A 17,418-nucleotide genomic window follows, 5' to 3' on the forward strand; every position below is an offset into this window, starting at 1 on the left:
GGGGAATTTTTCCAATGGCCGCTTCGCGCGCTGTAATGCCGTGGTGAAAATCAGTCATGATGGCTCCATAAAACTTTTGATGCCATCATGTATTGTGTAGGGGGGGGGATTCTATGAGCAAAATCCTGTTTAACGCTTAATTGGGATTTTAGAAAAAACCAATAACCCTTAAATAAGCATCTACAGGCTCCTCAACACCACCGCTCCAGCGTCTGGTCAAAATTTGAACCTGTGATTCGGTTGTACCATCATAACCAACGGGCATACACTGTAAATACCATTCACTCGCTTCATCCCCCCAAGGAACGGTTGCGATTACAGGTATTAGATAAGCTTCCGCACTAATGCGTTTAACAAGATTAATAGGTAAGTTTTTGAGTAAGTGAAAAAATTGAACATCTGCATGTTCAGACAGATTAAAACCTTGTACTACCGGTTTATTCTTAAATAAAGTTATATCAATAATAGCTATGCGTGTAGAGTGATTATAGGTGATTGTATAATCTACACCTGTCATTGTTTCTAATTTAGATTTTTTTAATTCAAGATAACCGTTAATAGAGAGATTCTCAGAAATTTCTCCACCTTGTTTATTCAGTTTTTTTTCTAATTGTTGATTTACCCATGCTTGAGTGGCGGTGTTGATATTTTCATCCACGGTTAAGTTAATGTTATTCGCTGGAGTACCTTTAATATCAATTATTAATGTTAATTGACCGCCCGCACCATCCTCTAAGACTGGTTTATATCCGCCATGGTAATTGCCAATATAAACCAATTGCCCAGTTTCATCAGTGAGACCGATTTCATGAATATTGAAACCGCCAACTGACGTTCCCAAAGTTGCTGTAACTCGAATAAAATCATCAATGATTTGGATATCTTGAATCGGGACACTGGCTTTTTGATTCACCAATGTTGTGCGATCAATTCCCATAATAGGATCGTAGGGTACATTATTGGCATCACCAATCACAAGGTTTTGCAGTTGAATTGGGGATTGATCATGTGCCTGAGCAATCTGGGTTGATCCATAATCCGTCAATGTTAAATAATATTTTGCAGCCATGAGATTTCCTAAATAGTTTCTATATGGACAGTTTCACCAGAGATGCAAGCAGCTCCGATAAAAAAACTTCCTTCAGATTGAATTCGTGCTGATATTGAATAATTGTCCCGTGCAGATTTAGTTGCATCAATTGCGGTTTGCACCTGCAGCAGCTGTTCAATTGAAAGCAGATGCTGTGTGCTGATCATGACGACAAATGTAAAGGGCTGCTGCGGTGGCTGTAACTCATGCCATGCCTTCAGCTGGAAATTGTCGACTACAGTGCTGAGCAGGCTGCTGATTGATGAGCGTGTTCCCCGCTGAGCATTGAAAGACTCACTTTCACGGATGGCATTGCGTTTTTCTGGCTCACTCCATTCGGGTTGCCAATATTCAACCCGGTGCTGCCATGCCAGCCAAGGCAAATGAGTAACAGGACAACGGTCAATACGATGTAAATCGACAAAAGGCACTGGAAGGCTGGAAATCTTTTCACCAAGCTGCTCTATGTTTTTTTCAAGTTTGGTTGCGTTGGGAGGAAGCAGACTAGACATCGCGGAACTCTACAATACTGATGGTGATGCCAGTGCATTTTGAATAGCGATTTTTCGGCAGGATAATATCCGCTGGCGGGCTATTGAGAATGACATTCTGCACGCCGCCCTGGTGCAGCGCCCGAAATAATCCGCTGCGGGTCACGTCATAGCCCAATGAAGAAATTTTTTCGATATATTTGCTGGCATCAGCTTCGGCAGCTGCTTTGACTACTGCAGAGTCAGGGCCGGGGAATAGCACTAATGTCGCATTCAATACCCATTCTGCTGGCGTTGCTGCTTTGACATGCACATAGTCGGTCAGCGGCCGGCGCGTTTCAGAGTCTAAAGCCTGATCAACACTATTAAGTAAGTCTTGCGGAGCAATTTCATCAATATGGCTTTGCACCCAAATATTGACATGGCCTTCTTCGGGATTTTCGACAGCAATATCCTTGACATGGCCATGCGCGCTTAAGCCCCAGAATTGATACGCGCCGGCAGAACCCGCCGCCATGCTTTCAGGCTGCAGATGCACGCGGCGGCGCAGATCCTCATCGGATTCCATGACCGCAGGAACAGGCGGGTTTGCATTCGGCTGGGCCGGAATAATGGTTTTGCGGTATACACTGCGGTTTGCGGCCAAATGATCTAAGTCGGCTTTCTCAGCATAAGCAAGCATCAGGGCTTTTGCCTTGGCGTTGATTTGGCCAGTTTTAATCAGGAAGCGGTAGGCAAAGGTCTGCAGCAGTTTGACCAGCGGTTCACTTTCAAACTGAAGGGCCTCTTCAAGTTCAGGGTCTCTTGAAATGAGATCCTGCTTGCACGCTGAAAGTTCCGCTTCAAAGTCCAATGTTTCCAGCACATCAGGAAAAGGCAGTGATGACAGATCCACTCGGTTTGCAATGCTCATGCTGCTGCTCCAATCGTATAGTTTTGCTTAAAAGACTTTTCTTGGCTGTATTGCAAATAAGTGCCGATCAATGTGATATCCCATGCATTTGCGTTGCCGGTGCTGCTGACCTGAACCTGCTGGATCTTGATGCGCGGTTCAAAACGGATGATGGCTGTTGCGGAGGCGTTCATAATTTTCAGCCTGGTAATATCGTTGCCGGGCTGGTCAATGAGCGCCAGCACTAAAGAGCCGTACTTTCTACGGCATAAACGTGTGCCGATTAATGTGCTCAGCAGGTCATGCAATGACTGCTTCAAGTGCTCCGGCAGTCCATTATCTGAAATGCTGCGCCCTGTGTGGCGCGACATGCCTTTAATCATTTGTGTCTCCAGTCGGCAGGGGGGCGGCCGTTTGTCCTGGTCCATTCATGACATTTGGGTGAAGGTGTTTTACAAGGCTGATTTCTTTTGCTGTGACATCTTCATCGGATGAAATGGTTTCTTCAGCATGCACGGTGCCTTTGAAAATAGTTTCAGGGACATCAAATGTGCATTTTTTCAACTTGAATAAGGCTTCGCCGGACAGAATATTGACGCTGAAGGCATGCTCGCCCAGCTGCACAAAAACTTCATTCGGATCGGTGCTAGGCGGTGGAAATGCTTCTGAAAAAATGCTGACTTGAGGAATTGCGCTGGTAAGCTCACCGCCTTGCGCTGCAACTGAAAATTGTTCTCCCAGCGATGGGCACCGCCAGATTGTGACGGCACCTGCAGCCATCGCTGGGATGGGAATCCAATCCGTTTCATTTTCATCAATTTGAAGGCGCATTTTCCATGCTGAAGCATCCACAGCAATGACAGTGCCGATGCTGGCCAGATTTTGAAATTGTCTTAAAATTTGATTATTCATGCTCATATAAACGTAAATTGCCCATGAATGAAATCATGGGCAATTTAGTTCTAAAGTACGAGGAGCGGTATCCTGTTTAACGCTTAATCAGGAATTTCAAAATTAGTGATAATGATCTCTTTTCCATTATTTTCACTTTCAGATTTTGCATTGAGAGACCAGCGGATCTGCCTGGTCGTAAAATAAAAATCTGCAAAAATTTCTCTGACCTCAGGTACATCATTCAGGCTCAAAATAAACTTGCCCTTAATGTCTTTGAGCAAATCACGCAATTTTAAGAAATCATCACGGCTAAAAATGTCTTTGCCATAATACTTTTCACAATTGTAATATGGCGGATCTAAATAAAATAAAGTTTCGGGGCGATCCATTCTTTGAATTAAAACGTCATAGTTCCGGTTTTCAATATTCACTTTCTGCAGGCGCTGATGAATTTTTGATAAAACTGTTTTTAAATCATCTCCCAATTTTAAATGTGGTTGACGTTCCACATGCGAGAAATAGTTTGGTTCTGCAATTTTTGCTCCGAAGCATGTGCGAAGCAAATAGTAGAAGCGCGCTGCGCGTTGAATATCTGTTAAAGATTTGCTGCATTCAGCTTTCAAACGCTCAAATTCATCGCGGCTCAATAGTTGTGTTTCAAATTCTTTTTCCAAGGCATCAGGATGATATTTGAAGACACGGTATAAATTGATTAAATCTCCGTTTACATCATTAATTGTTTCAAGTATTGAAGGGGATTTTTTAAAAAGCACCCATCCTGCACCGCCGAACACTTCACAGTAATGCTTATGTTCCGGCATCATCTCGATGATAGTTCTGGCCAGTTGTGACTTACCGCCCAGCCAGCCCGAAAATGAGCGGCCTGAAGCGTTGTAGCTTGGTTTTGAAAGTTCTTGGTTTGGGTTAGTTGTCGGGGACATAAGTCATCTCCGTTGGTAGCTCTAGGCTATCTAACCTGACGCTCTAGGCGTTCCAATGATTGACCACTCGGCAGCGAGGGCATTTTATTTCAATTTTTACTGTAATTTTTTCAATGCGGCACAGTAACTTTCCGCATTTGCATCTAAGCTCGATCATATTAATAGGAACTTTTGTACTTCTGATTGAATCCAATTTTCATCATCTTTACTGAAACCCACCAACTCTCGAATCGGATATTGAGTGGGTTTTGCATATCGATTAGGCTTAATATTTTTACCCTCTTGGTGAACTCTTGCCACAACGGCTGTACGCCCGCCAAAACCAACAGCAGCATGATCAGATGAATATTCTGTTTTAAGTTGCTTTCCAATATTTTGAAACAGCGCACCTTGACGTTTAATCCGACCGATCTGATTGCGCTTGCGTGGAATAAATCGATAGCCATCAGGATCACGCTGCTGCTTGATTCGATCACGATGCCGAACTCTTAAACCTTGAACCAGTCTACGCATTAACTCTCGTCGTTGTCCTGGTTCTAAACGCAGGGCAATTTGGTCAAGCCAATGGTTTAAGCCAACGATCGCATCCACTTATTCAGTTCCTACTGGGACAAATTTATCATGGGCATCACTCCAGACCATCTCAGGGCAAATATGGTACCCATTTTCACCCGAAACAATTTTGTCTCGTTGTGGGAAGTCAATTTCAAGGTCAAAGGTATTGGTATCAATAATTTCACTGCTAAACGAAATTTGAATGTCCTTTTTGGCCGCATCCAAATGCAGATATTTAGACTGGAGCCAATGACGCACTAACATCAGGACTTGAACTGGATCACCGCGATAATCCAATAATAAAATCCGTACTGTATATTCCAAATAGCCTTGAGCTTGGTTGCCATTTACGATGAGTAAATGGCATTTGTCTTGGCTCATTTCAGGCAATTTTTCTGCAAGAAATGATTTCAATGGGATGAGGGCTTTCATACCTTAATTATCCAAGGCCGCATAATTGAGCTGATCAGCGGTGCGATTTGTCCAGCCTTTGCCATAGCGTTGCCAAGTGCTCAAACTGGTGTAGTGCTTGAGTTTTGCAGCATTGAATTTCATCAAAACATCATTCAGGTCTACTTTTTTAATGGCTTTAATGGTCATCGGACCAATGATCCCATCTTCGGCCACATTGACCGCTTTTTGCAGTTTACGCTTGGCCGTTCCCATGCCTGCATTCACTGCAAAGTCCCAAACCTGAAACACAATTGCAGAATGAAGGTCATCGGCATTAATCCGATCCCACCAATCACGCTTATAAATGGCTTTGGCCTGATCTAGGGTTAAGTTTCGGATATCTAGATCAGGATAAGTCATGGCTGAAATGCCGTACTTAGTCCCTTTACATTGGCCTTTACCAACCACACCCGTTGTCCAGTTACCGCGATCTTTGGGATCTTCAGTAAAATTACCTTCATGGCCAATCAAGCGATCGAATGCTGTTTCAAAAGTAAGACTCATATTTTGAGATCCTTATTTGAACAGTGCTGAAAAAGCAGCTTTCACTTCAGCGATAATTTCACTGACAGTTTTGCCTTTCCACAACTGTAAAGATTGATACCAAATGCCGATCATCAACATGCCAAATACAGCAAAAATCAGCATGACAAAGCCTTGCGACATCAGCGAGTAAGAGGTGAGTTGGTAATATTCAATAAACGCAGAGCCACCATACAAACTAATGGCCACACTGATGGTGAATTTTAAAATCACGCCTACGGTGATCTTAATTCGACCTTCTGTATCGATGTCCCCACTTAAAATCAGTGCCAAAATTGCACCTAAAATGGCAGCAGCAATTTTTAATAACCACGGTAATCCTTTAATTGAAATCGGATCATTCATTGACTTCCCCTTCGGGGCTGTTATGCGCTCTAACATAACTTAATCCCATAATTTAAGTGTTTGGGTGGTAGATGTTGTTATCGCTTCAGGCAAAACCACAGCTTGGTGCTCAACTAAAATGACGCTTTCAAGTGCGGGATTTAATTCAATCAAGTCTGCTAAAACCTGAACCGGGTTATTCGGAAAATAACGGGCAGCAATCGAATCAAGCGTGTCCCCTTGGACGGCAGAAACGGTAGTCATACCAGTTTGACCCGATTGCGTTTTTTATTGGTTAAGTCTGCGATCGTGTGGTTGACCACTCGCCGCAATGACTGCATTTTTGCTTGCTGGTTTTCACCGCGTGATTGACCTGTCGTTGTGGTATCAAAATCCAAATTATCTTCGCAAATCAGTGCTGCAGCCTCATAGCAAACAGCACGTTTGTATTTGCGGATCTGCGCTTCAGTCTGAATTCTTAGCAACAGGACTTGATCGTTGATCGTGTCCATTGCCAGTGTGATTTTTTCAGTAAGCAGATCCTGACCTTTGGACTTGTCTAAACGAACCGTTCCGAGCAAGTCTTTGATGCTGACGTTTGGACGGTCAGCTTCAGGGTTCTGCACCACCTGTTCAGAAACGGGTTCATTTAGCAGCATGATCCTTACTCCGCAGGCGTAGAGTCGGTGGACGCAGGATCAGACTCAGCAGCTGCCGAAACAGTTGTTGAATCTGCCTGCGAGCCGACAGTGGCGTCGGGAGACGACTCGGTTGATTGCTTGTTCAACAGTTTTTCTAGTGCTGTAACTTCTTTTTTACAGCCGACTTTACTGTTGAGTCGCAACGCATTTTTATAAGCGTTTAAGGCTTCTACTGGTTGAGCCTCGTTGAGAGCATCACCTAATGAACGGAAAATTTTGGCGCGAACTTGATCGACCATCTGTTCTCCGACGCCAAGATCAATGATTCGCTGAATCACTTCCGCATTTTCAATGGCGAGGTCAATATCGTCATTAAAATCATTGGCACATTGCTCAGTAATAAATTCTGCAATTCCACGGCTATGACCTTCAGGCATGACCATATCATTTAACAAAGCATACTCAGCAATACGGACGGCTAATTCATATTGACCCGCATCGACTGCCCAAATCATTAAGTTCACCAGTGAGGTATTTTGAGCCGAAGGTGAAATAGCGAGGCAGCCGTCAATATAGCCGTAATATTCAGGTAACCATTGCTTTTTCAGCTCGATTTTATCCTGCACCGATTTGTTGTCTTTCAACTGATTCAAATGATTGAATAAGCGAAGCTCAATATTTGCAGTAGGTGATTCAGGTAATGTTACATTTACTGATTGATCGCCTTCAGGTGAACCAGGATCATAGCCCATGACCACTCGCTTTTTTAGCAAACGTGGATCAGCGCTGAGTGCCATTTTTGCGGACTTTTGTGCTAATTTTCGTTCACGGTCTTGACGCATAGAATTTGACATTAGGCGATTACCTCAATGTTTTCGATGAGGACGCATTTCGTGTAGTCTTCGACCACAAAGTCTTCATTCACAGACTGGAAGTCAACCGCGCGATCCCATTCCGGCTGCTCGACGATAGAACGGTTCAAAGTGCCTGACTGCAGATAGATCGAAAGGTTATCCGGCGTGGTGATGAGGATCGTTTTTGCTGGGAACTTCGGCACATGTAGAGCCTGTAAAGTGCCGAGCTGTTTATTGGCATAAATGGTTCGCGCAGCCAGCTGTTCTGTCGGATCTTGAATGGCGTTCAGCAACGGCAGGTATTTATCGCTCAGAATGCCGCGTCCGCAGATTGCGATCAGGCCGCTGTCGCGATGCTGCTCAGCAATATATTCTTCAACTGCAAATTCCACTAAGCCATCGACTGTTTTGAATTCTTGCCCGGCGCCAATTTTAGTGACCATTTTGCCTGTGCCGTCATCGGTACCTTCATAATGCTGCTCAGGCGCATTGTCGCGGATCTTCTGCAGCCAGCCTTTTTTGACATCCTGCAGCAGCGGATTGGCAGCGCGGTCAGAAGTCGGCGCACGGTATAAGCCGTTAAAGCCAATGCAGAGTTTGTCCAATGCAATTGCTTTAATTACCATTGCCTGTAACTTCGATTTAAAGTCTGGGTGATGCTTCCATGCATTTAACAATGACCAGTAATAAGCTACGTCATAGTTTGTTTGGGTACAGTCATACTCATCCAGTAAATCTAAACTTCCGACTGGAACAGGGGTACGCGCTTTTACACGTGTGTCTGTGGTACCTGCGACCGTTGTCCCCACTTGTAAACCGATTTTTTCGCCTTTGGCATTATCAACAGAAAAAACATTGATCAGCTTTAAGAAGTCTGCCGACTCTTGATAAGCCGCAATAATTTTTTGTTCGGGAACGGGTTGAACCGCAAAGGTATGACGTGCATCTTCAACATTATTGGCACGTGCAATGTCTGCGATATAAGAGGAAAGCTTTGTCCGTGCAACTGGACTGAGAACGACTGCCATAATTGGTTATTTCCTAAATGATTGAATTAGTATGAAACTTGGTCGGTATCACCACCGCTTGCAGCTGGAGGCAGATTCACAGGGGTGGTTGAGAGCTGATTAATCTGCGTTTGCAAACCTTGAATCGACTGAAGAATTGGGGCTAATGCTTGGCTGAATTGGTCATTTGCACCAGGCACAGGCTGCTCGACTGGAGCAACTGGGTCAGCAGCTTGCTGGACGGGCGCTGCTGCAGGTGGAGCCGACAGTGTGCTGAATTTTTCATTCAAGTCTTTAATGCCGTTTAAAGCGGTCACTAAACCTTGAGTCACTACCGCTTGAAAGTCGTCAGGCTGAGCTGGTTTCGGCTGGCTTGGGGTAAGTAAGGTTTTGAGCTGCTCTAAAAAGCCTTTTTGGTCATTTGGAACTGAATTATCTTGATCAGTTGGAGCTGTCAGGGACATAAAAATCTCCGCGTTGGGTTGAGTGCGTAAAGCAAATTGATTAGCTGAAAATTTAATGGGTTCTGTACCAAGCGAAGCGGGGGTATCCGTCAAACCAAGGCCGACTTGATAGGCAATGCCTGTCCCCGCAAAATTGCGATAGAATTCAATCGATGGATAAATTTTCTGACCTTTTTTATTCATGGCCACAAAGTTCGGCAGGGCTGAAAGGGTGTTATAGAGCACCCATTTTCCATCCTCTTGTACGGCTTCAACTTTGACGATGTCGCCATAGGCATTGAAGGGCGGTTCAGGTGACCATCCTGAGAAATGCTCAAGGTTGATTCGAGCGCCATATTTTTCCAGACTGTAACTTGCACCCATCTGCTGAATTTCTTGTCCAGTGAGTTCTCGCCCGTCGACTGTTTGACCTTCCCGAGCTACACGAAAGCGTTTTTCTACACGTCCTTCACCTGCAAGTCCCATATAAATTTCCACCTATGTTTCTGATAGATGCAGTCTGCTTGCGTGGAAAAAATACAGCAATGCAGTGAATCCTGTTTAGGGCTTAATCAGGATTTTTCAAATTGAGACTGGGCATGGCTTCAGTCAGCATGACTGGCATGAATACAAGCTCACCAATTACATTCGACTTAATGAACCCAAGGCAGCATGGCCGAATCCTGTTTGCTATGGGGATGTCTGTATCTGAAATTTCAAAGCACCTTGATGAGAATCGCTCGACCGTTGAAAGCTGGAAACAGCGTGACGGTTGGGAAAAGGCAGATTTATTCGATGACATAACTTTGGCTTTAAAAGTGCGTTATATGTCTTTGACTTTCATGGATGGCAAGAGCAATGCGAATTACAAAGAAATGGATTTTATTGGGAGTCAGTTTGAACGTTGGGCGAGAATAGAGCGCTATCGTGAGGGAGGTAATCAAGCTGATCTCAATCCAAAACTAGAAAACCGCAACGATAAACCGAAAAAACGAAAACTTAAAAATCAGCTTACCGAAGATGATCTCAAGCTGCTCGAGCAAGCCTTTGAAGATTTCTTATTTCTTTACCAACAAGAGTGGATGCAGGCGATTGAGGAAAGTGACATCTTCATTTTGCTTAAATCTCGTCAGATTGGCGCAACCCATATTATTGCGCTATGGGCTTTGATTGACTTGCTCAAAACAGGCAAAAATAAAATTTTCATGTCGGCATCCAAGGCGCAGGCCTACCAGTTCATTGAATACATCAAAGCCTTTGTACTTGAAGTTTGTGGGATTGAATTGACTGGTGATCCAATCGTGATCAATGGTCCAGTTAAGCAAGCAACGGTTTACTATTTGGGAACCAATGCACTAACCGCCCAAGGCCGTCATGGTGATGTAATCATGGATGAATTTTTTTGGATTCGTAAATTTTTACAGTTCAAGAAAGTGGCCAGCGCGATGGCATCGCAGAAAATGTATAAAGAAATTTATATGTCCACGCCATCCAGTATTTTGCATGAAGCCTTTAAGTTTTGGATAGGGACAGACAGCGGCAGGAAGCTGCCGGTTGAAATCGATGTCAGTAAAGCTGCGCTGAAAATGCCTGTCAAATGTGCGGACGGCAAGACTCGTCAGATTGTGACATTGGCCGATGCCGAAGCCAAAGGCTGTGACCTGTTTGACCGCGAAAAACTGCTTAATCAATATGGCGATGATGAGTATTCAAATCTCTATGATTGTGAGTTCATTGATGATTCAGGCTCATATTTTCCTCTCAAAATCATCACGCCGAACATGGTGGATTCATGGCAGGTATGGAAGGACTTTAAACCGAATGAGACTCCGCATTATCAAGGAGAAGTTTGGCTAGGTTATGATCCATCTTTTACCGGGGACAATGCAGCGCTGGCGGTGATTGCGCCGCCACGTACTCCGCTTGAACCTTATCGAATCCTAGAGGTGAAACAGTTCAAAGGCCTAAGTGCTCAAGAACAAGCACTGTATATCAAAAAAGTTTGTGGGCGTTATAACGTCACGTTTATCGGTATTGATAACACAGGTAATGGTATTGCCGTGGCCGAGCACGTGGCTAAGTTTTTCCCTGCACTAACCCGCCTGAACTATAACCCCGAACTCAAGATCCGCATGGGACTTCGAGCGAAAGAGCTGTTTCAAAAAAGACGCTTACATTTTGATGCTGGTCTCACCACGGTGGCCAAAGCATTCCTTTCAGTCAAAAAAGCATTAACAAGCGGCGGTGGCAACAAAACATTGATCACAAGCCGGTCAGCAGAAAACGGTCATGGTGATATGGCTTGGGCAATCATGAATGGATTAGAGAACGCTCCAATTGTCGACACTATTGATCCATCACAACAAGGCGTACAACGTAGCCGAATTCGAGTATTCAAATCATGAACTTAAAAAGTTTAGTCCCTAAAGCTTTACAGCGATTCAGCTCACCTGCAGCTGCTCCAATTGAAGCCCCAAGTAAAAAATCCATCGTCTGCAGCAACTTTGGCCAGCCTGAACCGGTTCTTGATGGCCATACCTTGTTTGAGTATGGCTATTGCCCGAAATGGCAGGAGTGGTATGAATTACCCTATGACATGTTGTCCACCGCTAAATTGTTCAGAGCCACAAGTCATCACACAAGTGCCTTGATTGTGAAGCGTAATATCCTGACCAGTGATTTCATACCTCATCCATGGTTGAGCCGGCATGACTTCAATGCCTTGGCACTTAACCTTTTAACCTTTGCAAATTGCTATGCGAACATTAAAAGAAATCGCTTTGGTGGGATTATCGGACTCGGATCTCGTCCTGCCTTAAACATGCGGAGAGGTTTGGACTTATCCAGTTATTACCAAATGGACTATGATCAAACCCACAATCATGTATTTCAGTCCCAGGACATGATTCATGTATTTGAATCAGATATTGGGCAAGAGGTGTATGGAGTACCTAACTATTTAAGTAGTATCAATGCAATTATGTTGAATGAGTCGGCAACGCTATTCCGCCGGCGATATTATAAAAATGGTGCTCATGCTGGTTTTATTCTGCACATTACTGATGCATTACAGACGCAAGGTGATGTTGATGACGTGGAAGATGCACTCGAAAACTCTAAAGGTGCAGGCAACTTCAAAAACCTGTTGCTCTATACTCCAGGGGGGAAAGAAAAAGGGGTGAATGTCATCCCACTGGCTGAGGTTGCGGCTAAAGATGAATTTTATAATATTAAAATTGCCAGTCGAGATGACCAGTTAGCCGGGCATCGTATCCCGCCTCAATTGATTGGTGTGGTACCGCAAAATGCTGGTGGCTTTGGTGATGTTGAGAAGGCAGCAAAAGTCTTTTACTACAATGAAATTATTTATTATCAAAACTTATTGAAACAGATCAACGAAAGACTGGGCTATGAAGTGATTAAGTTCAAACAGTATGAGCTTTTATCTACAAACGTGGCGTGAATAGTCACCACTATTTTACTAAATTTTGCACACAAATAGTGTGGTAATAATGTTTTAATTCAATCGTTTAAATCTAAGCTGGCTATCAATAGTCAGCTTTTTTTATGCCTTAGATTCGATTGCTTTATACCCTCAGTATCAGAAGGCTACGAGAATATTTTTAGATTCATTGAACTTCAACTTTTCCAAACGCAGCAGCCAAGAATCTCCCCTTTGCCCCATGACCAAACGCAATCTCCTCTCCCGCCTGCGCAGTTCCTAAATGTCGCGTTTTAGATGCAACAGTATAGAAACCCTAACCCTTGTGGTTTAAAGGGCCTAGAGGTGATTCCAGAGCGATTCAGTGACGCAATTTGATGCGCATAGATGCAGATTAAGTTTATACAAGGAAAATATCATAATTTGACTATAGGTAGATTTGAGGCTACTCAGGTTACCTATATGTTTTTAATAGTTTAACTATATGATTATTAATATTATTTTTAGTAGCCTTCACGAAGTTACTAAAGGTTACTTTTTAAAATCTTAAAAAATATAATTATAAAAAACAATATCTTATTGAATTCGTTAAGTAACCTGTAAGCTAAGCTACAAGTAACTTAAAGTAGCTTAAAAGTAACTTTTAAAAAATCATAAATTCTTCAATGATTATATATAGTTAAGTATATAAAAATATTTTAGTAACCTGAGTAACCCAAAAATAAACTGATTAGAAAATTAAAAATTAAAGTAAATAAAAAGTGCTCTTATATAGCAGTGGCAGGGAATATGCTGATGCATTTTTTCTGATATAGGTTTCCACAAAAATCCACAAATATTCATTTAGATTATGAAAATTAAGCTTATTTTGGTTCCGACCCTCGGGACCAAAATTCTAGAAAACCCCAAGCTTATTAAGACTTGGGGTTTTTTATTGTCTGAATATATTGTTGGTTCAGAATTTAATCTAAAAATAAATACTTCACTTTTGTTGAATCTAGTGATAAATCATAGCAATAGCTAAATTAAAAATAATTTGTGAATACTAAATGGAAATAGATTGGAAGCTTGCTGCACCTCTCGCTGGTATCATAATAGCGATTATTACTTTATTTCTAAAAAGACATGAAATAACGAGTCTTAAGCATAAAAAAAATTACGGATAGATTGACTTCAAGTATTCAGTATTTCGACAAGTATTATGAGCGTGGGCAAACAAATCAGCTTGTTCTGGATAGAGTTGCGCAAGATCTTGCGAAAAGCCCGAATGTAGACCATAACTTGGTTAATAAACTTATAGAGCTTCATCAGAATTATTTAATTAATTTTGATCGAATGATTTTTTTATTTGATGAAGGTATCCAATATATTTCTTATAAGAAAGGAGAAGTTATGGATTTGTCGAAAGACTTATTTATTAAACCTTTTTTATATCTTAGCCCAACTCCTAGGCGCTATGTGCTTATGACAGGATATTTTATTTTTGCCTTTTTGGGAGGGATGCTCTTTCTTGTTGTAATTAATTCTACTGGTATTCAAGTTGTCATTAACCTTGCCTTTATTGTTATTTCTTTAGTTTTTATTGCATTAGCGCTCTTATGCTTGGTGTTGGAGGATAGGCTGAAAAATGCATCTGATTTTATTAAAGAATTAAAGAAAGCTGATAAAAAATATATGGAAATAGAAAGACCTAGAACTATAATTTTGTTGAGTGGGAATAATAAAAAGCTCTGAAATTATTGGTTTTTCATAAAAAAACCAGCGCCGAAGCGCTGGTTTTTTTACATCCCGGACTTGCGTCAGTTCGGTATCACTTAAGCAGTTTCAAGCGCTGCGTTAAGTGTTGCGCTTGGACGCATAACAGCATTTACTTTTGCTGTATCAATTGCGTAGTAACCGCCGATATCAACAGATTTGCCTTGAACTTCTGCAAGTTCAGCAACAATCTTGTCTTCGTTTTCAGCAAGCGCTTTCGCAAGAGGCGCAAACTTCGCTTTAAGCTCAGCATTTTCGTCTTGAGCAGCAAGTGCTTCAGCCCAGAATTTAGCTAGGTAGAAGTGGCTGCCGCGGTTGTCCAGCTCACCTGTACGGCGTGATGGAGACTTGTCGTTGTCAAGAAGTTGACCAGTTGCTTGGTCAAGTGTCTTAGCAAGAAGTTTCGCTTGAGCATTGTCTTCTTTAATGCCTAGTTCTTCTAGAGAAACTGCTAATGCAAGGAATTCACCTAGTGAGTCCCAGCGCAAGTGGTTTTCTTCTACAAGCTGCTGTACGTGTTTAGGAGCTGAACCGCCAGCACCAGTTTCGTACATGCCGCCGCCCGCCATTAACGGAACGATAGAAAGCATTTTAGCAGAAGTGCCAAGCTCCATAATTGGGAACAAGTCTGTGAGGTAGTCACGAAGGATGTTGCCTGTTACAGAAATTGTATCTAGGCCGCGGGCAACACGCTCAAGTGTGTAACGCATTGCACGGACTTGAGACATGATTTGAATGTCTAAGCCAGCTGTGTCGTGATCTTTCAAGTACTTTTGTACTTTTTTGATCACTTCGTTTTCGTGCGGGCGGTACGGGTCTAACCAGAAGATTGCCGGCATGCCAGAGTTGCGTGCACGTGTTACAGCAAGTTTTACCCAGTCTTGGATTGGAGCGTCTTTCACCTGACACATGCGCCAGATATCGCCTTCTTCCACGTTCTGTGACATTAAAACTTCACCAGTTTCGATGTCAGTGATGTTTGCAACACCAGCAGCAGACACTTCAAAAGTTTTGTCGTGTGAGCCGTATTCTTCAGCTTTTTGAGCCATTAGGCCTACGTTTGGCACTGTACCCATAGTACGCGGGTCAAAGTTGCCATTCCACTTACAGAAATTCAGCATTTCTTGGTAGATACGTGCGAATGTAGATTCAGGCATCACTGCTTTACAGTCATAAGGTTTGCCGTCAGCACCCCACATTTTGCCGCCGCCGCGAATCATTGCAGGCATAGAAGCATCTACAATTACGTCGTTAGGAGAGTGGAAGTTAGTGATGCCTTTTGCTGAGTCAACCATTGCAAGTGCAGGACGGTGTTCTTGGCAAGCGTGAAGATCTTCGATGATTTCTTCGCGTAAAGACGTTGGAAGCGCCGCGATCTTTTCATAAAGACCTGCCATGCCGTTGTTTACGTTAATGCCTAACTCGTCAAATAGTTTGCCGTGTTTCTCGAAAGCATCTTTGTAGTAAATTTTCACACAGTGACCGAATACAATCGGGTGTGAAACTTTCATCATTGTCGCTTTAACGTGTAAAGAGAACAAAATACCTGCTTCACGGCAATCTTCTAATTCTTTTTCATAAAAGTCGCAAAGCGCTTTCTTGCTCATAAACATTGAGTCAATAATTTCGCCGTCTTGAAGCGCAACTTTGTCTTTAAGAACGATTGTTTCACCGTTAGCAGTGATCAACTCCATTTTTACATTGCGAGCACGGTCAAGTGTCATTGATTTTTCGCCATGGTAGAAGTCGCCTTCGTCCATGTGAGAAACGTGAGTTTGTGACCATTGTTTCCATTCACCCATAGAGTGCGGGTGTTTTTTCGCATAGTTTTTAACAGCAGCAGGCGCACGGCGGTCAGAGTTGCCTTCGCGCAGCACTGGGTTTACCGCAGAACCTAAGCATTTGCCGAAGCGAGCTTTAAGCGCTTTTTCTTCGTCAGTTGTTGGGTTTTCAGGGTAGTCAGGAATTGCATAGCCTTTAGATTGAAGCTCTTTGATACAAGCAGTCAGCTGAGCTACAGAAGCACTAATATTCGGCAGTTTAATGATATTAGTATCTGGATCTTGTGTTAGACGGCCAAGTTCTGCAAGGTTATCAGTAACTTTTTGTTCGTCTGTTAAGTACTCAGAAAATTCTGCAAGCACACGTGCAGCGACAGAGATATCGCTCTTAACGATCTCGATGCCCGCTGGCTTGGTAAAGGTCTCAATGATCGGCAGTAGTGAGTAAGTCGCCAGCAGAGGCGCCTCATCGGTCAGTGTGTAAATGATTTTTGACTTGCCACCAGCCATATATAGCCCCTTGCGTAGATAATGTTTTCTAGAGCCGAGCTTGTGGCTCAGCCCCTAAGAACCGATTTGCTTAAATAAAACAGTGAAAGTATCGGTGTTCACGGCTTTTCAGTCAACGGGATATCCTGTGATGATGCCATTTCGCTGAAAAATGATACAATATTTATGAGCGCTATAGATGTGTAAATTTTTATTGAATTTGAAAAATGCCGTAATTTGTTGAATTTTGAAAGTTGTTTTGTTGCGGTATTTACATTTATCTTATTGAATTTCATTTGTATTTTTTGTTTTTTAATCAATTAATATAAAACGGCTATTAAGTTATAAGAAAAAATAGATACCCGTCTTATGCCGCGTTGGTTTTTTTAACTGCATCTGAGCCGCATTGCATTTTGTCGGAAAATTGTAAAATTATATGTGCTAGGTATTTCGCTATTTTATGAAGAAACCGAAAAAAGCGGGTGTTTTTTTGCATTGTTCTACAATTTTTTGTGCTTTATTGATGTGCTTGAAATAGCCCGTTTTACCTCCTCTGTTTGGGTCGAAACAAAGCCTTACAATTATGAAAATATCGTCTTAATTATTTTGAGTTGAGAAGTGAGTGAAGGTAAAAGTGAATGTGATTTTAAATATGTGATGAAGATAACAATTGTGCTGTGCTTTATGTAAGTATTCTGTAAATGAGGTGCTGCCGGAAATGTGATAGATCAAGCCTTTAGCTGTTTGTTTAAGGGTTATTTTTCAATAATAATATTTGAAATGTTTCGTTAAATTTTTACATATTTATTCAAAAACTTAATTA

General features: G+C 42.4%; 20 protein-coding genes. 3 read left to right on the plus strand and 17 right to left on the minus strand.

The annotated features are described in order from the left end of the window. Positions 1-148: 148 nt before the first annotated feature. The 16 genes from D7V32_RS05555 to D7V32_RS05630 all read right to left on the minus strand — a co-directional run bounded on the left by D7V32_RS05555 (position 149) and on the right by D7V32_RS05630 (position 9,614). Positions 149-1,069 (minus strand): phage tail protein, encoded by a 921-nt coding sequence (locus D7V32_RS05555; protein ID WP_120401920.1) that lies wholly within the window; start codon positions 1,067-1,069, stop codon positions 149-151. 8 nt (positions 1,070-1,077) lie between these two features. After that, positions 1,078-1,602 (minus strand): phage tail protein I, encoded by a 525-nt coding sequence (locus D7V32_RS05560; protein ID WP_120401921.1) that lies wholly within the window; start codon positions 1,600-1,602, stop codon positions 1,078-1,080. Next, on the minus strand, positions 1,595-2,494 hold the full coding sequence (locus tag D7V32_RS05565; protein WP_120401922.1) for a baseplate assembly protein: 900 nt from the start codon (positions 2,492-2,494) through the stop codon (positions 1,595-1,597). The genes D7V32_RS05560 and D7V32_RS05565 overlap by 8 nt, the downstream gene beginning before the upstream one ends. Next, positions 2,491-2,856 carry a GPW/gp25 family protein gene (locus tag D7V32_RS05570; protein ID WP_120401923.1) on the minus strand — a complete coding sequence of 122 codons (366 nt, stop codon included), beginning with the start codon at positions 2,854-2,856 and terminating at the stop codon, positions 2,491-2,493. Before D7V32_RS05570 ends, D7V32_RS05565 begins: the two co-directional genes overlap by 4 nt. Continuing rightward, positions 2,849-3,385, minus strand: a complete 537-nt coding sequence (locus D7V32_RS05575) for a phage baseplate assembly protein V (RefSeq protein WP_228200173.1) — start codon at positions 3,383-3,385, stop codon at positions 2,849-2,851. The genes D7V32_RS05570 and D7V32_RS05575 overlap by 8 nt, the downstream gene beginning before the upstream one ends. An 83-nt stretch (positions 3,386-3,468) precedes the next feature. Then, positions 3,469-4,308: a DNA adenine methylase gene (locus D7V32_RS05580; protein ID WP_120401925.1), complete on the minus strand. Its 840-nt coding sequence runs from the start codon at positions 4,306-4,308 to the stop codon at positions 3,469-3,471. 43 nt (positions 4,309-4,351) lie between these two features. Continuing rightward, positions 4,352-4,465: a Com family DNA-binding transcriptional regulator gene (locus D7V32_RS17830; RefSeq protein WP_120401926.1), complete on the minus strand. Its 114-nt coding sequence runs from the start codon at positions 4,463-4,465 to the stop codon at positions 4,352-4,354. Next, on the minus strand, positions 4,462-4,899 hold the full coding sequence (locus D7V32_RS05590) for a phage virion morphogenesis protein (RefSeq protein WP_120401927.1): 438 nt from the start codon (positions 4,897-4,899) through the stop codon (positions 4,462-4,464). The genes D7V32_RS17830 and D7V32_RS05590 overlap by 4 nt, the downstream gene beginning before the upstream one ends. Continuing rightward, positions 4,900-5,295 (minus strand): phage tail protein, encoded by a 396-nt coding sequence (locus D7V32_RS05595; RefSeq protein ID WP_120401928.1) that lies wholly within the window; start codon positions 5,293-5,295, stop codon positions 4,900-4,902. A 3-nt stretch (positions 5,296-5,298) separates the two neighbouring features. Next, complete coding sequence (locus D7V32_RS05600) at positions 5,299-5,820, minus strand: glycoside hydrolase family 108 protein (RefSeq protein WP_120401929.1); 522 nt, start codon at positions 5,818-5,820, stop codon at positions 5,299-5,301. 12 nt (positions 5,821-5,832) lie between these two features. Beyond that, complete coding sequence (locus tag D7V32_RS05605) at positions 5,833-6,204, minus strand: hypothetical protein (protein ID WP_035327245.1); 372 nt, start codon at positions 6,202-6,204, stop codon at positions 5,833-5,835. A 39-nt stretch (positions 6,205-6,243) separates the two neighbouring features. Next, entirely contained in the window at positions 6,244-6,447 is a 204-nt protein-coding gene (locus D7V32_RS05610; protein WP_120401930.1) for a tail protein X, read from the minus strand. Further along, positions 6,444-6,842 carry a head completion/stabilization protein gene (locus D7V32_RS05615; RefSeq protein WP_120401931.1) on the minus strand — a complete coding sequence of 133 codons (399 nt, stop codon included), beginning with the start codon at positions 6,840-6,842 and terminating at the stop codon, positions 6,444-6,446. The genes D7V32_RS05610 and D7V32_RS05615 overlap by 4 nt, the downstream gene beginning before the upstream one ends. 5 nt (positions 6,843-6,847) lie before the next feature. Beyond that, complete coding sequence (gpM, locus tag D7V32_RS05620) at positions 6,848-7,678, minus strand: phage terminase small subunit (RefSeq protein ID WP_120401932.1); 831 nt, start codon at positions 7,676-7,678, stop codon at positions 6,848-6,850. Then, entirely contained in the window at positions 7,678-8,706 is a 1,029-nt protein-coding gene (locus tag D7V32_RS05625) for a phage major capsid protein, P2 family (protein WP_120401933.1), read from the minus strand. The genes gpM and D7V32_RS05625 overlap by 1 nt, the downstream gene beginning before the upstream one ends. A gap of 26 nt (positions 8,707-8,732) precedes the next feature. Then, positions 8,733-9,614 carry a GPO family capsid scaffolding protein gene (locus D7V32_RS05630; protein ID WP_120401934.1) on the minus strand — a complete coding sequence of 294 codons (882 nt, stop codon included), beginning with the start codon at positions 9,612-9,614 and terminating at the stop codon, positions 8,733-8,735. A gap of 113 nt (positions 9,615-9,727) precedes the next feature. On the opposite strand from D7V32_RS05630, the gene D7V32_RS05635 reads away from it, so the two are divergent. The 3 genes from D7V32_RS05635 to D7V32_RS05645 all read left to right on the plus strand — a co-directional run bounded on the left by D7V32_RS05635 (position 9,728) and on the right by D7V32_RS05645 (position 14,304). Then, a complete protein-coding gene (locus D7V32_RS05635) occupies positions 9,728-11,533 on the plus strand; it encodes a terminase large subunit domain-containing protein (protein ID WP_228200174.1) in 1,806 nt (601 codons plus the stop codon). Further along, the gene (locus tag D7V32_RS05640; RefSeq protein WP_120401935.1) at positions 11,530-12,591 is read left to right on the plus strand and encodes a phage portal protein; all 1,062 of its coding nucleotides are present in this window, start codon (positions 11,530-11,532) and stop codon (positions 12,589-12,591) included. Before D7V32_RS05635 ends, D7V32_RS05640 begins: the two co-directional genes overlap by 4 nt. A 1,146-nt stretch (positions 12,592-13,737) precedes the next feature. After that, complete coding sequence (locus tag D7V32_RS05645) at positions 13,738-14,304, plus strand: hypothetical protein (RefSeq protein WP_228200175.1); 567 nt, start codon at positions 13,738-13,740, stop codon at positions 14,302-14,304. A gap of 80 nt (positions 14,305-14,384) precedes the next feature. Here D7V32_RS05645 and D7V32_RS05650 read toward each other — a convergent pair whose 3' ends face one another. Then, positions 14,385-16,616, minus strand: a complete 2,232-nt coding sequence (locus tag D7V32_RS05650; protein ID WP_120401936.1) for an NADP-dependent isocitrate dehydrogenase — start codon at positions 16,614-16,616, stop codon at positions 14,385-14,387. Positions 16,617-17,418: the final 802 nt, after the last annotated feature.

The sequence above is a fragment of the Acinetobacter tianfuensis genome (assembly GCF_003611465.1).
GTDB lineage: Bacteria > Pseudomonadota > Gammaproteobacteria > Pseudomonadales > Moraxellaceae > Acinetobacter > Acinetobacter tianfuensis.

What these genes read in the sequence shown, in the direction of transcription:
- D7V32_RS05605 (WP_035327245.1), bottom strand. Translation starts at nt 6,204, where the DNA reads ATGAATGATCCGATTTCAATTAAAGGATTACCGTGGTTATTAAAAATT.
- D7V32_RS05615 (WP_120401931.1), bottom strand. Translation starts at nt 6,842, where the DNA reads ATGCTGCTAAATGAACCCGTTTCTGAACAGGTGGTGCAGAACCCTGAA.
- D7V32_RS17830 (WP_120401926.1), bottom strand. Translation starts at nt 4,465, where the DNA reads ATGATCGAGCTTAGATGCAAATGCGGAAAGTTACTGTGCCGCATTGAA.
- D7V32_RS05565 (WP_120401922.1), bottom strand. Translation starts at nt 2,494, where the DNA reads ATGAGCATTGCAAACCGAGTGGATCTGTCATCACTGCCTTTTCCTGAT.
- D7V32_RS05595 (WP_120401928.1), bottom strand. Translation starts at nt 5,295, where the DNA reads ATGAAAGCCCTCATCCCATTGAAATCATTTCTTGCAGAAAAATTGCCT.
- D7V32_RS05555 (WP_120401920.1), bottom strand. Translation starts at nt 1,069, where the DNA reads ATGGCTGCAAAATATTATTTAACATTGACGGATTATGGATCAACCCAG.
- D7V32_RS05600 (WP_120401929.1), bottom strand. Translation starts at nt 5,820, where the DNA reads ATGAGTCTTACTTTTGAAACAGCATTCGATCGCTTGATTGGCCATGAA.
- D7V32_RS05610 (WP_120401930.1), bottom strand. Translation starts at nt 6,447, where the DNA reads ATGACTACCGTTTCTGCCGTCCAAGGGGACACGCTTGATTCGATTGCT.
- D7V32_RS05570 (WP_120401923.1), bottom strand. Translation starts at nt 2,856, where the DNA reads ATGATTAAAGGCATGTCGCGCCACACAGGGCGCAGCATTTCAGATAAT.
- D7V32_RS05575 (WP_228200173.1), bottom strand. Translation starts at nt 3,385, where the DNA reads ATGAATAATCAAATTTTAAGACAATTTCAAAATCTGGCCAGCATCGGC.
- D7V32_RS05635 (WP_228200174.1), top strand. Translation starts at nt 9,728, where the DNA reads ATGGCTTCAGTCAGCATGACTGGCATGAATACAAGCTCACCAATTACA.
- D7V32_RS05625 (WP_120401933.1), bottom strand. Translation starts at nt 8,706, where the DNA reads ATGGCAGTCGTTCTCAGTCCAGTTGCACGGACAAAGCTTTCCTCTTAT.
- D7V32_RS05630 (WP_120401934.1), bottom strand. Translation starts at nt 9,614, where the DNA reads ATGGGACTTGCAGGTGAAGGACGTGTAGAAAAACGCTTTCGTGTAGCT.
- gpM (WP_120401932.1), bottom strand. Translation starts at nt 7,678, where the DNA reads ATGTCAAATTCTATGCGTCAAGACCGTGAACGAAAATTAGCACAAAAG.
- D7V32_RS05580 (WP_120401925.1), bottom strand. Translation starts at nt 4,308, where the DNA reads ATGTCCCCGACAACTAACCCAAACCAAGAACTTTCAAAACCAAGCTAC.
- D7V32_RS05640 (WP_120401935.1), top strand. Translation starts at nt 11,530, where the DNA reads ATGAACTTAAAAAGTTTAGTCCCTAAAGCTTTACAGCGATTCAGCTCA.
- D7V32_RS05650 (WP_120401936.1), bottom strand. Translation starts at nt 16,616, where the DNA reads ATGGCTGGTGGCAAGTCAAAAATCATTTACACACTGACCGATGAGGCG.
- D7V32_RS05560 (WP_120401921.1), bottom strand. Translation starts at nt 1,602, where the DNA reads ATGTCTAGTCTGCTTCCTCCCAACGCAACCAAACTTGAAAAAAACATA.